General features: G+C 62.7%; 10 protein-coding genes. 6 read left to right on the top strand and 4 right to left on the bottom strand.

The features are described from left to right. Positions 1 to 9: 9 nt before the first annotated feature. Positions 10 to 636 (top strand): bifunctional nicotinamidase/pyrazinamidase, encoded by a 627-nt coding sequence (pncA, locus tag CAG29_RS24420; protein ID WP_085633713.1) that lies wholly within the window; start codon positions 10 to 12, stop codon positions 634 to 636. A 221-nt stretch (positions 637 to 857) separates the two neighbouring features. Here the strand turns inward: pncA and CAG29_RS24415 are convergent, their stop codons facing one another. Next, positions 858 to 2,159: an ATP-binding protein gene (locus CAG29_RS24415; RefSeq protein ID WP_085583839.1), complete on the bottom strand. Its 1,302-nt coding sequence runs from the start codon at positions 2,157 to 2,159 to the stop codon at positions 858 to 860. Between the two features lie 4 nt (positions 2,160 to 2,163). Next, positions 2,164 to 2,865 (bottom strand): response regulator transcription factor, encoded by a 702-nt coding sequence (locus tag CAG29_RS24410; RefSeq protein ID WP_085583841.1) that lies wholly within the window; start codon positions 2,863 to 2,865, stop codon positions 2,164 to 2,166. 259 nt (positions 2,866 to 3,124) lie between these two features. Between CAG29_RS24410 and CAG29_RS24405 the strand changes: the two genes are divergently transcribed. From CAG29_RS24405 to CAG29_RS24385, 5 genes are all read left to right on the top strand, one after another. After that, positions 3,125 to 4,282, top strand: coding sequence for an efflux RND transporter periplasmic adaptor subunit (locus tag CAG29_RS24405; protein ID WP_085583843.1), 1,158 nt, complete (start codon positions 3,125 to 3,127; stop codon positions 4,280 to 4,282). Positions 4,283 to 4,297: 15 nt separating this feature from the next. Next, positions 4,298 to 7,393, top strand: coding sequence for an efflux RND transporter permease subunit (locus CAG29_RS24400; protein ID WP_085640864.1), 3,096 nt, complete (start codon positions 4,298 to 4,300; stop codon positions 7,391 to 7,393). A gap of 330 nt (positions 7,394 to 7,723) precedes the next feature. Continuing rightward, positions 7,724 to 8,146 carry a hypothetical protein gene (locus tag CAG29_RS24395; RefSeq protein ID WP_085695260.1) on the top strand — a complete coding sequence of 141 codons (423 nt, stop codon included), beginning with the start codon at positions 7,724 to 7,726 and terminating at the stop codon, positions 8,144 to 8,146. 222 nt (positions 8,147 to 8,368) lie between these two features. Further along, complete coding sequence (locus CAG29_RS24390) at positions 8,369 to 9,010, top strand: DUF1345 domain-containing protein (protein ID WP_085583849.1); 642 nt, start codon at positions 8,369 to 8,371, stop codon at positions 9,008 to 9,010. Between the two features lie 275 nt (positions 9,011 to 9,285). Continuing rightward, positions 9,286 to 9,735 (top strand): hypothetical protein, encoded by a 450-nt coding sequence (locus tag CAG29_RS24385; protein ID WP_085657000.1) that lies wholly within the window; start codon positions 9,286 to 9,288, stop codon positions 9,733 to 9,735. Between the two features lie 75 nt (positions 9,736 to 9,810). On the opposite strand, the gene CAG29_RS24380 is transcribed toward CAG29_RS24385, so the two are convergent. Continuing rightward, positions 9,811 to 12,138 carry an autotransporter outer membrane beta-barrel domain-containing protein gene (locus CAG29_RS24380; protein WP_085695259.1) on the bottom strand — a complete coding sequence of 776 codons (2,328 nt, stop codon included), beginning with the start codon at positions 12,136 to 12,138 and terminating at the stop codon, positions 9,811 to 9,813. A gap of 201 nt (positions 12,139 to 12,339) precedes the next feature. Beyond that, positions 12,340 to 14,349 (bottom strand): hypothetical protein, encoded by a 2,010-nt coding sequence (locus CAG29_RS24375; protein ID WP_139831528.1) that lies wholly within the window; start codon positions 14,347 to 14,349, stop codon positions 12,340 to 12,342. Positions 14,350 to 14,413: the final 64 nt, after the last annotated feature.

Below are 14,413 nucleotides of genomic sequence, written 5' to 3'. Positions count from 1 at the left end.
ACACTGTTTATGCCGATCTCACCACGCTCTGCATTGCTGGTCATCGACGTCCAGAACGACTTCGTTCCCGGCGGCCGGCTGCCGGTACCCGAAGGCGACCTGATCGTCCCGCTGGTCAACCGTCTCGGCGCCCGCTTCAAGCAAGTCATCGCCGCCCAGGACTGGCACCCGGCCGGCCACGCGTCGTTTGCCTCAAGCCATCCCGGCCACGGGCCTTACGATGTGGTCCACTTGCCGTACGGCGAGCAGACCCTCTGGCCGGACCATTGCGTGCAGGGCTCGCCGGGGGCCGAGTTTCACCCGGGGCTGGACCTGCCCCACACGCAGTTGATCATCCGCAAGGGCTGCAATCCCGACATCGACAGCTATTCGGCGTTTCTGGAGGCGGACCGGGCCACGGTCACGGGCCTGGCCGGTTACCTGAAGGAGCGCGGCGTCGACACCGTTTACGTGGTCGGGCTGGCCCTGGACTTCTGCGTGATGTTCACCGCGCTGGATGCGCGGGCGGCCGGCTTCAATGCCTTCGTGGTGATGGACGCCTGCCGGGCCATCGACCACAACGGCTCGCTGGCCGCAGCGGTCGAACGGATGCAGGTGGCGGGCGTCGGCCTGATCCAGTCCAAAGACCTTCTCTGACTGGCTTCGCGGGCAAGCCCGCTCCCACAGTGGATCTAAGCCTTGCACATACTCTGTGGGAGCCAGCCTGCTGGCGATGGCGGCCTGCCTGAAACATTGGATCTACGCCGTGCGCCTACCCTGTGGGAACCACTGTCTTGCGCCGGGCCTGTGGTGTCCGGACTGACGCTATCGCCAGCAGGCTGGCTCCCACAGGGGGATCCTCGGCCCAGGCACCGCCATCAGGCCGGGGTCGGCAGGCACAGCCGGAACCGCGCCCCGCCCAGCGGAGAACTCTCCACGGTCAGCGTGCCGCCCTGGGCCTCCAGAGCCCGGCGGCTGATCGCCAGCCCCAGGCCAAAGCCGCCGGTGGCCCGATCGCGACTGCGGTCGAGCCGGTAGAACGGCTCGAAGATCCGCTCGCGCTCGTCGTCCGGAATGCCGATGCCGTCATCGTCCACCCAGATCTCGCAACCCTTGGGGCACACCTGCACGCCGACCTGGATGCGCTTCTCGCAGTAGCGCATGGCGTTGCGCAGCAGGTTCTGCAAGGCCCTGGCGGTGAGGCGCGGATCCAGCGTGAAGCGCTCAAGCTGACCGTGCAGCAGCACGTCGATGACGACCTCCGAGGACTCCTGCTCGTCATCGACGCTGCCCAGGATGCTGTCGATGAACTCGTCCAGCGACACCTCGACCTGCTCCGGCAGCTTCGCCGGATTCTGCAGGCGGCTGTAGGACAGCAGCTCCAGTACCAGGTCATCCAGCTCGCGGATGTGCGCAACCAGCCCTTGCAGGCGCTCGCGGCTGGCCGCCGGCAAGTCGTCGGACAGCGCCAGCGCCAGGCCGAAGTCCAGGCGGGTCAGCGGCGTGCGCAATTCATGGGAGACCGCGTTGAGCAGGTCGCGCTGCTGGTTGAGCAGGCTTTCGATATCGCTGGCCATGGTGTCGAACACGTAGGCCAGGCTGCCGATGTTCGAGCTTTGGGCGATCTGCGTGCGCTCGCTCAGATGGCCCTTGCCGAACCGTTCGGCGGTGCGCTTGAGGCGCTCCAGGTCGCGCCAGTGCGGGCGCAGCCACAGCAGCAGGCACGCCAGCATCGTCGCGCCGATCAGCACGTTGATGCTCCAGTACAGCAGGTTGACGTCCATCGGATCCGGCGGCACCACCATTCGCACCGCCATCTCGTCGTTGAGCGGCGTCACCGCCAGGGTGCGCCAGCCCCAATCGCCGATGCGCACCACGTTTTCGCCCTTGAGCAGACGCTCGCGCTCAGGCGCGGTGAAATCGGCGTCATCGATGCGCGCCAGCACGATGTGCAGCGGCTGGAAGTCCTTGTCCATCGAGGCCGCGACCTCCGGCCAGCGCTCCGGCGGCGCAGCGCGGAACTGCTTGGTGATCAGCGACTGCAAGCCCCGCGAGAATTCCAGGTTGTAGGTGATGAAACGATCACGGAAGACCATCACCACCAGGTCCGGCATCAGATAGGTCGCGGCGCTGAACGAGACGATCGTCACCAGATAGAGGCGGAACAGGATTCTGAACATCGGCTCAGCATTCCCACTCGGAACGGCTGAACAGGTAGCCCTTGCCCCACACCGTCTTGATCTTGCGCGCCTCGCCGGCGTGGTCGTCGAACTTGCGCCGCAGCTTGGAGATGGCCACGTCCACCGAACGGTCGGTGCCGTTGAACTCGATGCCGCGCAGGCGCTGCAGGATCTGGTCGCGGCTCAGCACTTCGCCGGCGTGGCGGGCCAGCACCACCAGCAGGTTGTATTCGCCGCTGGACAGCTCCACCGCCTGCCCGCGCCAGGTCACGGTGCGCTCCGACAGGTCGATGCACAGGTTGCCCATGACGATCCGGTCGTTGACCGTCAACGGCTCGCCCAGGCTGCTGCGACGCAGTAAAGTGCGCACCCGGGCCAACAGCACCCGGGGCTCGCAGGGTTTGGTGACGTAGTCGTCGGCGCCCATCTCCAGGCCCAGCACCTGATCGTGGCTGTCGTCGCGGGCCGTGAGCATCAGGATCGGCAGCGTCGCCGAGTCGGCGCGCAGCAGGCGGCACACCTGCAGGCCGTCGAGGCCCGGCAGCATCAGGTCGAGGATCACCAGGTCCGGCGGGCTGAGCCGCGCCCGCTCGCGCACATGGTCGCCGCGGCCGATCACGCTGACGGAATAACCGTTGCGCTCCAGGTAGCTGGCAATCAGTTCGGCGAGGGCGGTGTCGTCTTCGACCAGGAGGATGTTGGGCATGGGGTGTTCCAGAAAGTGCTGGCGACCGGACAACCGCCATCGCGAGCAGGCTCGCTCCCACAGGTTTTGTTCGTTGTAGGAGCGAGCCGGCTCGCGATGGCGGCCTGACTGTCACAAAAGAATTCAAGGCATAAAGGATATACGCCCTCACCCGTCCCTGACTAAAACCCTTACACAATTTCACACAGCGCCTACAAAGCTTCACCGCTGCCGGCGGTCGCTACCCGTAGGATTCGCCCATCAACATTGGGGGTAGTACATGTCGAAGAAACTGCTGGCCGGGCTCGGCCTGATCGCAACGGCGCTGGCGCTCGGCGCCTGTGGTGCGTCCTCGGACAGCGAAGAGCAGGCGCCGCCGGCCACGGTGCGGATCGAGACCCTCAAGGCCCATCCCCTGTCGCTGAGCAGTGAGCTGAGCGGACGCATCGCCGCGCCGCGCATCGCCGAAGTGCGGGCGCGGGTGGCCGGCGTGGTGCTGCAGCGCACCTTCCGCGAAGGCAGCGACGTGAAAAAGGGCGACGTGCTGTTCCGCATCGACCCGGCCCCGTTCAAGGCTGACCTGGACAGTGCCGAAGCCGCGCTGCGCAAGGCCGAGGCCAATGCGTTCCAGGCTTCGCTGCAAGAGCAGCGCTACGCCCAGTTGATCGGCGACAAGGCCATCAGCGCCCAGGACTACGACAACGCCCGGGCCAACGCACGGCAGACCGCCGCCGAGGTCGCCGCCAACAAGGCGGCCGTCGAACGGGCGAAGCTGAATCTGGGTTACGCCACCGTCACCGCGCCGATCTCCGGACGCATCGGCCGGGCGCTGGTGACCGAAGGCGCGCTGGTCGGCCAGAACGAAACCACGCCGCTGGCACTGATCCAGCAGCTCAACCCGATCCACGCCGACGTCACCCAGTCGACCCGCGAGCTCAACGAACTGCGCCGCGCCTTCCGCTCCGGCCAGTTGCAGCAGGTCGGCCAGGATCAGGTCAAGGCCACGCTGATCCAGGACGACGGCAGCCTCTACCCGTTGCCGGGCAAGCTGCTGTTCGCCGACATCACCGTCGATCCGGGCACCGGCCAGATCATCCTGCGCAGCGAGTTCCCCAACCCGGACCTGGATCTGTTGCCCGGCAGTTTCGTGCGCGTACGCCTGGAGCAGGCGGTCATCCGCGAAGGCCTCACCGTGCCGCAACGGGCCGTGCAACGCGACAGCGCCGGCATCGCCCAGGTGCTGACCCTCGACGACCACCTGCGCGTGGCACAGCAGCCGGTGCAGCTCGGCGCGGTGCAGAACGACCGCTGGATCGTCACCGGCGGCCTCAAGCCGGGCGACCGCATCATCGTCGAAGGCTTGCAGCACGCCCGTCCCGGCGAAACCGTGCAGATCGACGACACCCCTCTTCCACTCGCCCAGACCTCCGGGCAGTAAGCAGGACACCTCTTTATGCCGCAGTTCTTTATCGACCGCCCGGTGTTCGCCTGGGTGGTCGCCCTGTTCATCCTGCTGGCCGGCGCGCTGTCGATTCCGCAGTTGCCGGTGGCCCAGTACCCGGACGTCGCGCCGCCGCAGATCGAAATCTACGCCGTGTACCCCGGCGCCTCGGCGCAGACCGTCGACGAAAGCGTGGTCAGCCTGATCGAGGAAGAGCTCAACGGCGCCGACCATCTGCTGTACTTCGAGTCGCAAAGCAGCCTGGGCAGCGCCACCATCAAGGCCACGTTCCAGCCGGGCACCAACCCGGAGCTGGCCCAGGTGGACGTGCAGAACCGCCTCAAGGCCGTGGAGTCGCGCCTGCCGCAAGCGGTCAACCAACAAGGCTTGCAGGTCGAGAAGGTGTCGGCAGGCTTCCTGCTGCTGATCACCCTCACCTCCAGCGACGGCAAGCTCGACGACGTGGCGCTCAGCGATTACCTGGCGCGCAACGTGATGAACGAGATCAAGCGCCTGGACGGCGTCGGCAAGGCCCAGCTGTACGGCGCCGAGCGGGCGATGCGGATCTGGATCGACCCGCAGAAGCTGATCGGCTTCAACCTGACCCCGGCCGACGTCAATGCCGCCATCGCCGCGCAGAACGCGCAGGTGTCCGCCGGCAGCATCGGCGACCTGCCCGCGCCGAAGGCCCAGGAGATCACCGCCACCGTGTTGGTCAAAGGCCAGTTGTCGACCCCGGAAGAGTTCGCCGACATCGTGCTCAAGGCCAACCCCGACGGCTCCACCGTGCGCATCGGCGATGTGGCGCGGGTGGAGGTCGGCAGCCAGGAATACCAGTTCGGCACCCGCCTCAACGGCAAGCCGTCCACCGCCGTGGGCGTGCAGCTGTCGCCGGGGGCCAATGCCCTGAACACCGCCACCCTGATCCGGGCGAAGATGGACGAACTGTCGCGCTACTTCCCGACGGGCGTCGCGTACAAGATTCCGTATGACACCTCGCCGTTCGTGAAGGTCTCGATCACCAAAGTGGTCTACACCCTCGGCGAAGCCATGCTGCTGGTGTTCGCGGTGATGTTCCTGTTCCTGCAGAACGTGCGCTACACGCTGATCCCGACCCTGGTGGTGCCGGTCGCCCTGATGGGCACCTTCGCCACGATGCTGGCGCTGGGGTACTCGATCAACGTGCTGACCATGTTCGGCATGGTGCTGGCCATCGGCATCCTGGTGGACGACGCCATCGTGGTGGTCGAGAACGTCGAGCGGATCATGGCCGCCGAGGGCCTGTCGCCCAAGGAGGCCACCCGCAAGGCGATGGGGCAGATCACCGGCGCGATCATCGGCATCACCCTGGTGCTGGTGGCGGTGTTCATTCCGATGGCGTTCATGCACGGCTCGGTGGGCGTGATCTACCGCCAGTTCTCGCTGTCGATGGCCACCTCGATCCTGTTCTCGGCGTTCCTCGCCCTGACCCTGACGCCCGCGCTGTGCGCCACGCTGCTCAAGCCGATCGCCAAGGCCGAACACCATGAGAAGGCCGGGTTCTTCGGCTGGTTCAACCGCCGCTTCGAACGGCTGACGGCGCGCTATCAGGGCTGGGTGGGGTACGCCCTCAAGCGCAGCGGGCGCTACCTGCTGATCTACGTTGTGCTGCTGATCGGCCTGGGCGTCCTTTTCGTGCGGCTGCCCTCTTCGTTCCTGCCGACGGAAGACCAGGGCTACACCATCACCGACATCCAGCTGCCGCCGGGCGCGACCCAGAACCGCACGGTGCAGGTGGCCGAACAGCTTGAGGCGCACAATGCCGGCGAGCCGGGCATCAGCGACAGCGTGGTGATCCTGGGCTTCAGCTTCTCAGGCAGCGGGCAGAACGCCGCGTTGGCCTTCTCCACGCTCAAGGACTGGTCCGAGCGCGGCAGCGACGACTCGGCCGCCTCCATCGCCGACCGCGCCAACGCCGCGCTGAGCCAGGTCAAGGACGCCGTGGCCTTCGCCGTGCTGCCGCCGCCGGTGGACGGCCTCGGCACCTCCAGCGGCTTCGAGTTCCGCCTGCAGGACCGCGGCGGCCTCGGCCACGCCGCGCTGATGGCGGCGCGCACCGAACTGCTCGCCGCCGCCGAGAAGAGCCCGGTGCTGATGAACGTGCGCGAGAGCGCCCTGGCCGAAGCGCCGCAGGTGCAGCTGGAGGTCGACCGCCGGCAGGCCAACGCGCTGGGCGTGTCGTTCGCCGACATCAGCAACGTGCTGGCCAGCGCCGTGGGCTCGACCTACGTCAACGACTTCCCCAACCAGGGCCGCATGCAGCGGGTGGTGGTGCAGGCCGAAGGCGACCGGCGCAGCCAGGTCGACGACCTGCTGAAGATGCACGTGCGCAACGACGCCGGGAAAATGGTGCCGCTGTCGGCGTTCGTCCAGGCCAAGTGGACGCAAGGCCCGACCCAGCTGACCCGCTACAACGGCTACCCGGCCATCGCCATCTCCGGCGAGCCCTCGCCCGGCCACACCACCGGCGAAGCCATGGCCGAGATCGAGCGGCTGGTGGCCCAGGGGCCGAAAGGCCTGGGCCAGGAATGGACGGGGCTGTCGCTGCAGGAACGGTTGTCCGGCAGCCAGGCGCCGATCCTGCTCGGGCTGTCGCTGCTGATCGTGTTCCTGTGCCTGGCGGCGCTGTACGAGAGCTGGTCGATCCCGACCTCGGTGCTGCTGGTGGTGCCGCTGGGCGTGCTCGGCGCGGTGCTGGCGGTGACGTTGCGCGGGATGCCCAACGACGTGTTCTTCAAGGTCGGGCTGATCACCATCATCGGCCTGTCGGCGAAGAACGCGATCCTGATCATCGAGTTCGCCAAGAGCCTGTACGACGACGGCCACGACCTGCTCGACGCGACCCTGCAGGCCGCCCGCATGCGCCTGCGGCCGATCGTGATGACGTCACTGGCGTTCATCCTCGGCGTGGTGCCGCTGGCCATCGCCACGGGCGCCAGCTCCGCGAGCCAGCAAGCCATCGGCACCGGGGTGATCGGCGGGATGATCACGGCGACATTGGCGGTCATCTTCGTGCCGGTGTTCTTTGTGGTGGTGATGAAGCTGGTGCGGCGCTCCAGCCGTCACTGATCCCTGTAGGGCGGACTGGCTCGCGAAAACGGTGTGCCGAGAAAGGTCGGTTGACATGACACCGTCGCGAGCAAAGCCCGCCCTACCAACCCGTGTGTGGCAATGAGCCTGTGGGAGCCTGACTGTCGCTCCCGCAAACAACGCACTGAGGCTTTCGGTCAAAAATGCGGTGGGGCTGCTTGACTCCGTTCAACTGAACAGCAGCATGTATATAGATACACCTGTCAACCCTGACAGTTATCTCAATTTTTTTTCATCCTTAGACTCCGGGCAAGCAGACGACATCCTGTCGGTTGCACTCGCTAGGGCTTAAGCCCTCGGAGAACGCAGATGAAACAAGAAAAACAAAAGATGACGGCGACCATCACTCAAAATGACAAAGAAACACATTTCGTTGCCGACTCTTCCTTCTCCTTAGTGGAGACCCCGAGCGGATTTTATGTAAGAGCGGTCGAGGAACATGATGACTACCGGACCAGCCTTTACCTTATGCAAATCCCTCTCAGCATTCCGAAGGATGGCACGCCTATAGGCTTGACGCTGACAGACAAACCGCAAGGGGATAAGCAAGCCAGCGGACGTTATAGGACGACAACAGCCGAAGGTATCGTAGATATGATTTCGGGGGCGGGATCGGCAATCATTCACTACGACGAAAAGCACCATAAAATGTGGGGAACATTCCGTTTCAACAACTCCGATACAAACCGCGGTCTCGTAATCGATCATGGCGAGTTCGAAGTGCACGAGTGAAAAGGCACGAACGAGATAGGCAGCGAAGTAACGAACAGTCACCTGCGGGTGACTGTTTTTTTACGCAGAGGCGCAGAAGTGTGAAACAGCCGTCCTGCTGAAGCTTCTATCCATCACCGCTTTCTTCGGGAGGTGCTTGCCAGTGCAATCAATCCTTGCATCGACTCGAAGGTTGCCCCAAATACGCTAAGGTGTCAGCAAACCCTGACCCTACGAGCCCCCATGCGCTTTCTCGCCCGCACCCACCCTCGCCTCTCCGCCGCCGCGCTGTTCGGCATCGCCGTCGGCCTGCTCACGCCCAACGCCTCTCTCGTCAGCAAGGTCCTGATCGGCTGGAACGCCGGCGTCTGGACCTACCTGGCGCTGATGCTCTGGCTCACCGCCCGGGCCAAGGCCCCGGACGTCAAACGCATCGCGGAAATGGAAGACGAGAATGCCGGCCTCGTCCTGCTGATGGTGAGCATCGCCGCCCTGGCCAGCCTCGCCACCATCACCTTCGAACTGGTCGGCAGCAAGGACCTGGAAACCACCCGCAAGCTGCTGCACTACGGTTTCACCGCGCTGACGGTGATCGGCTCCTGGCTGCTGATCGGGGTGATCTTCAGCGTGCACTACGCCCGCCTCTATTACACCTGGGACGGTCAGGAGCCGGCCCTGCGCTTCGCCGAAGGCCTGACCACGCCCAACTACTGGGACTTCCTGTACTTCTCGTTCACCATCGGCGTCGCGGTGCAGACTTCCGACGTCGGCGTCGCCACCCGCGAGCTGCGCAAGATCGTGCTGGCGCAGTCGTTGATCGGGTTTGTGTTCAATACGGCGATCCTGGGGTTCTCGATCAACATTGCGGCGGGGTTGTTTGGCTGATCTGCACAGGGACCGCCTGTATATAGACACACCTGTCAACTCTGACAGTTACTCAGGTGTTCTCGCTCCATTATGCTGACCCCGCACTCGTGCAACACACAACCCAACTCGCACGAGTGGTAAGACCGTGTACTGAACACTGAAGGCGGTGCGCCGTGCACATGTCATAAGTGCCAGTACACGAGCACCAACATTGGTTCTCGCATGACTCTATCCATGCCTCGCTGGCCTACCGCAGTGCATGGATCATTCGTTTAACCCTACGGAGATGATTCATGAACAGTTCAGCCCTGAAAGTGACCGACACTGACCCGCTGGAAGTCTTCACTGCGATCCTGGAAGACGGCTCGGAGTTCTCTGCCACGCTCACTGAAATAAAACTCGAGCACTCACCCGGCCGCGGCGAACTTTGGGCCGTCATCGCCACTGAGTTCAATGACGGTGCCGCCAGAAGCTTCACCATCAAGTTTTCCAAAGCAATCGATGAGGCCATCGCAAGAATTACCGATGAAGACGGTGAGGGTGACGTCACTTTGTTTTTCAACGACTACAGCGACCCGGAGCGCCCGACCTTGCAGAAAGCCAGATCGGGAAACATCCAATACAGCCTTGATCCAAAAACCCTCCATTTCTTCGGCACTTTCAATGCCCATATCGATAAGGCTGACGGCAGTAGTCAGAGCTATCTGTCCAAAGGCGAATTTGATACGGTGCTAGGCCACTAAGCCTGAAGAATAGGCCCCGACTCAGATCGGGGCTTTTTTTTGCGTCAGGTTCAAACGCTGATCCGCGTTATGCCCCTACCATTTGAACTGAACGCCCAACGTGCCGCCGATGGGCATTTCGATGTTGCTTCCATTCATGTACTCGACTTCCGCATGGGCCTGCCAACGCTCCGACAAATTGACGGCGATGCCGGCTCCCACTTCGGCACGCGAACCGGAAAGGTCATTGTCGAAGGCATTGTTGTTGACTTTGACTTCGTTGTTTCTGGAGAACTCATGCACCAACGCCGCGCGCACGTAGGGCTGAACCTGCGTGCCGTCACTCAACTGCATCTTGCGCCCTGCCGTGGCGCCAGCCTTGCCGAGCAATGAACGGGTGCGGTCCCCTTCGGCCCGCAGTCCGTTGTTCAGGTCGAAGTCCCTGCCCTGGATCACCACGGCCGACCACTGGGTGAACGGTTCGATGAAGTAGCCGTCGTCCAGCTTGATGTGCCGCCCCACTTCCACCGATCCGCCCACAGCGCTGTTGTCGTAATCGCCCTTGGCGCGCGTCCCGTCGCTCAGGCCGGCCTTGGCATCGTTGCGGAACCGGTTGACCTTCAACACGCTGTCGACGTAGTAACCGCTCGCTTCATCCAACCAGGTCAGGTAGGTCCCGGCGTAATAGCTTTTGATCGTGCCGCTGCTGCCCGTGTGCAGATTGAGGTCGGATGTGCTGTAGCCGGCCATCACGCCCAACAGCCATTGCCCGTCGGAAAAGTGCAACGGTGCGTCCGCCCCCAACGTGAATCCCTGCTGGGTCTGTCGGTAGCCGTCCCCGAACGCGTCATTGACGTTGTATTTGTTGCCGTAGGCCCTCGCCCATGCCCCGGACTTTTCCTGATTGAAGCGCACTTCCCCCATGCGGCTGCGCAACGACGTCAGCTCGCCGTACCATACCGTCGGCGCGGTGTTGAACAAGGCCATGACGGTGCGGGTCGAGGGGCTGACCGTGCGCCCGGACGGATCCAGGAACCAGTTGTTGCGGCTCTCGTCCGCCTTCAACCCATAGGAAAACGCGCCGAGATCGACTTTGCCGTCGGCATTGGCAAGAGAGAACGCCGCATCCCCGCCTGCGGTGTGAACGACCGTGACGGGCTGGCCGCTGGGAGGTTCGGTGCCGGTGCTGGCGATCAACAGTTGATGGTTGCCTGTCGCAACACCGGTGACATTGAGGACGTCCGATTGAAGGGTCGCAAAATCCACGCTCATTTCAAACAGGCCGTTGCCGGACAAGTTGTTCACGTTCAACTGATGGAACCCGTCGTCCGAACCCAGCTTGACGGTCCCTCCATCGAGGTTCAGGTCACCGACCTTGCTGTCGCCTGTCAGTGCCCAACGGGATTGCCCACCGACGTCTACCTTGGCGACATCGGTCATGACACCCTTGAGTTGCGAGCCCTGCTGCAGCCCGACCGATACGGCGCTTGAGGCGTCTCCTGTCACGTTGCCGGTCAGCGATCCTTGAGTGAGGGTCAGTGCAGCCACACTGCCGTCGCTCACCTGAACATTGCCGACGAGGTCGCTGCGTTCCACGTTGATCGCGGCATCGGCGGCGCCCTTGACCTCGACGGCGATCCCGTTGCCGCCCGTCAATGTGGAGCCGTCAAGCACATCGATGCGTGTGACCGGTGCGGCACGACCGTTGTTGTCGACCAACACCGCAGAACCGCTCTTGCCCTCGACGCTCGCCCCGTCCAACGTCAATTGGCTGGCAGGCAGGCCTGCGCCTTCGAGACCGAGGGTCACGCCGTTCTGGCCACCGACGATTTGCGTTCCGTTGCGGGCCGAGGCACTGCCGCTCAACAGGGACACGCCGGCACTGCCGGCACCGGTGCCTTCCACTCGGGAGCTGGAAAAATCGAGGCTGCTGAACGCTGTGGCGCGCGCACCGCCCGAAGCGCCGGTGATCCGGCTGTCCGTCACGCTGATCGAAGAGCCGCTGGCGGTACTGACATTGCGGGCCGCCTGCAGGCCCAGGCGGTTGCCTGTGACGGTGCTGGCATTGATGGTGCCGGTGCTGTTGATGATTTCCACACCGGCCCGGGCATTCCCGCCGTTGACGGTCGAGTCGCTGAGGTTGACCACTGAACCCTGGCTGACGGAAATCTGCTGGGTTGTCGCACCGGTCGCATTCAGGGTGGAATGCGATGCGTTGATGCCCAGCGTCTGCGCCTGCTCAACGTTCAATGTTGCGCCTTGGGAAAGTGTCCATGCTTCCACAGGTGCGCCGTTGGTGAGGGTCTGACTCCCACCGACCAATGTACCGGCAGAGGAAAGATCGGGGAGCCACAAGAGGGACAGTGATGAAAGACTGATCAGCCTCCTGAGGCCGGACTTCGCATCAATACAAGATGACAACATAAGAAATTCCCTTGAATGGCTCCCGCAGGAGCACGGAGCTGAATTCGCGGGCATAGCTCCCACGCCCAAGACGGCGCGTAAATTACAGTTCCGTAGTAGGAAGATATGTAGGACTTATCCGGCAGCTATGCGGGAAAGGTCTGTACACGCAGTTGAATCAACAATGCCGAAGAGAATTCTCTTCGGCATTCATCAACGCCTTCAGTCGGTCGGTGTCCCCTCGCAATAGTTGTTACTGGCATTGAGCAGCGACACTTCGTTCAGGAACTCCATCGACGGCAGCGGTGCGCCTGCAACCGTGATTTCGTACCAGATCTTGATGTAACCGTTGGGTAGACTGGAACTGGCCGGAGGCTGAATGGGTTTGAGTTTTGTCAGGTATGGCTGAATGTTCTGGATGAACACGCCATCGGCTTCCGCCCCGGTGATCGTGTAAGTGTCGGCAAAGTCTGTGCCCGGAATCGGCATCAATCCCTGGCTGTCGGTCGTGCCGATGGATCGCAATGTGACTACGGTTCCGACCGGCATCGCGGTGGGGTGAATCGGCACTGTCACCGGCAACTGGAAGTCAGGCCGGGTGAGATAACGGCAAGACACAAAGCCGTTGAAGAGCCGCACCGTCGGTTTCGGCAAGATAAGCCGGACGGCGTCGAGCTGGACTTCGGTGTCGAATGACTTCATCACATTGCGGCCGCCCGTTTCCTCGATCGTCCAGTAGGCGATTTTCTTGCCGGGTACGGCCGCCTCGATCACCGCCGCCGGAATGGGCGCGGTCAGTACGGTCACGGTGCCGGCCGTCAGCAGTTCGCTGTGCACTTCTTTGCCGTCGAACCAGAGTTTCGCTGTCTCGTCTCCCAGCGGTACCCAAGGGTTGGGGGCCGCCACCATCGGCGTGCTGATGGTCACCACGTCCAGACGATCGTCTTCCGTGATGTGATTGGGCGTACCGGATTTGCCGACGACCGTGACCCTCACCATGTTCGGGTTTTCCCGTCCCGGGAAAATGGGGTTGATGGGCCCCCTGTACGTGAAGTCAAGCGCGGACGAAGTCGACCTTGAATTCTGCGGGGGTTGAACGCCGCGGGTGAAGACATAGGTGCCGGTGATGGGCACTTCAGCCGTCGCATTGTTCCAGAGCGCCAGCAACCGGCTGTTGCTGAGAGTGAATTGCAGATTGGCCGGTCCGATCCCCAAGGCTTTGCTGCCCAACAGCACATCCAGTGTTCCATTGCTGACGGTCGGGGTGATCCGGTCCGTCTGCTGCCCGTTTGTGGAGTAGGGAACTTCCAGGAACACAGGGGTTTCCAGGTCCGCCAGGTCGATCACATCCGGCAGGATCCCTTTCGGAAACACACAATCCAACAGTACCGGTGCCGGACGGCGAGACACTCGCAAGCCTCTGGCAAGTGAGGGGTCGCTGACATTGCCTACGATGTCGCGCAATTCGTACCAGAGAAAGTACTGTCCATCCAATTGCGGGATGTCGTCCGTCGGAATGGCAACGGAACTGTTTGACAGCGTCTGCTCAAATACCGGCATCCCCACACCATAGTTGGTCGAGAGATAGACAATGATGGTGTCATCCGGACGATAGAACTGATAAGAGATATTGACGTCGATATCAAGCGAGTCGTGGGTGCTCAGCCACTCATCATCAATGATGCCGGGCGCCGGCAGGTTGATGAGCGTGGCGGTCTCCGGCTTGAACTTCTGACCTGACGCCTTATCTTGCTCCGGAGCGTTACGGTCGATCTGGACAGGGAACCAGTCCGAGCTGTCCGGGTTGCCGTTATCCCCCCTATACACAACCAGTTCAAACTCCCACAACGTTGAAGCCTGCGCCAGATCGTCGTCCACAAGAGCGACTGTGGGCACTTCAATGTCCACCGTCGCCGGGCGACCTGCGGCTTGGCCCAGGTTACCGTCGGCCACCATTTCTGGTGCATCTGAAGGCCCTTTGCGCTGCCAAAGCTCATACTCGTCATTATCCTGTGGATCCAGGATCGTGTTGGTGTGAAATCGAATGATCAGGTCTCCGGAGTCCAAAATGGTCTTGGGGATCAGGTCATCGACAATCTTTCCCACCACTTCGGGCTTTTCCAGCAGTACGCCGGAAACCTGTCCAGATGTGCGCAAGGACAAGCGAGCACGTTCGCCGATTTCCTGCAATGTCAACCTTGCGCCTTTACCGATAATGTTTTGTACGGTCATTTCATGTTCTCCACGTTGAGCGATATTGAACAACCACCTCACAAACAGATGCAGCCATGGGTAA

It is taken from the genome of Pseudomonas sp. B7(2017) (genome assembly GCF_002112745.1).
GTDB classification, from domain to species: domain Bacteria; phylum Pseudomonadota; class Gammaproteobacteria; order Pseudomonadales; family Pseudomonadaceae; genus Aquipseudomonas; species Aquipseudomonas ekonensis.
This window is presented reverse-complemented; position numbering and strand designations above follow the sequence as displayed.